This window comes from Bacillus sp. 05T31 (assembly GCF_056396725.1).
Genome location: NZ_JBFTMA010001159.1, coordinates 1 through 785, shown reverse-complemented (window position 1 = coordinate 785; position 785 = coordinate 1). Strand labels below are relative to the sequence as shown.

1 pseudogene is annotated in these 785 nt (G+C 34.9%); it reads left to right on the top strand.

Annotated elements, in window-relative coordinates:
- Window positions 1-357: 357 nt before the first annotated feature.
- Window positions 358-576 (top strand): annotated as a pseudogene (locus AC1DJR_RS32080) (alpha/beta hydrolase); the annotation flags it as partial.
- Window positions 577-785 lie beyond the last annotated feature (209 nt).

Genomic DNA, 785 nt, shown 5'->3' with positions numbered 1-785 from the left:
AGATAGAAAGGGGGATTAACTCATATCACCCAAGTGTTCGTTAAATTCTCATTTAACGAACACAATAATTATAAGAATCTATAGTCGATTGTCTGCTGACGATCGACTATAGAGTTAATCAGCACGAAGCACATGCAATAAATAATTCTGTTTTAGATAACATCCATCTAATCAAAAAATCGAGTTATAAAAAGAGGGGGAAGGCATTTTTTATTGAAGTTTGTTTATAATAGTTTTTTAATTTGTTAGGGGGAATCGTAAAGTAGATTATTAATCTCTTTGATAATTTTTATTTCCCTTATAGTATTTGGCATATTGTATTAAAAATTTTAAATTTTGAAGGGAGAATCAATAAATATGGGCAAGAAAAAAAGAATAGGTAATAAGTTATTACTTGTCAGTGCAATTTGTACAATAACGATTCCTTCAGTTTCATATGCGGAGGAAGTAACTTTACCTAAAAATTTCGCGATTGCTTCAAGTCTGTATGAGGAACGGAATATGGATGTATTGAAAACAAGTGTATATCCCAATACATATAATAATCCGTTTAACCATCAATTTATTCCGACAGTGAACTACTCGCCACTTAGCAAAGCTTGAAGTGGGAGCTTCTCAGTTCCACGACGAAAGYAACCTTTCGTCTCCCTGAGCGTTACTTYGGGGTGTTCCACCCCTAGATGTCCAACGCTTGGACGCTCTTTTGGTACGGTTGRTATTTTACGCAGGAACCGAATGGCTTGGTTTTCGCACTCTATTTTCTTCCTGCAACCTCATATATCAAG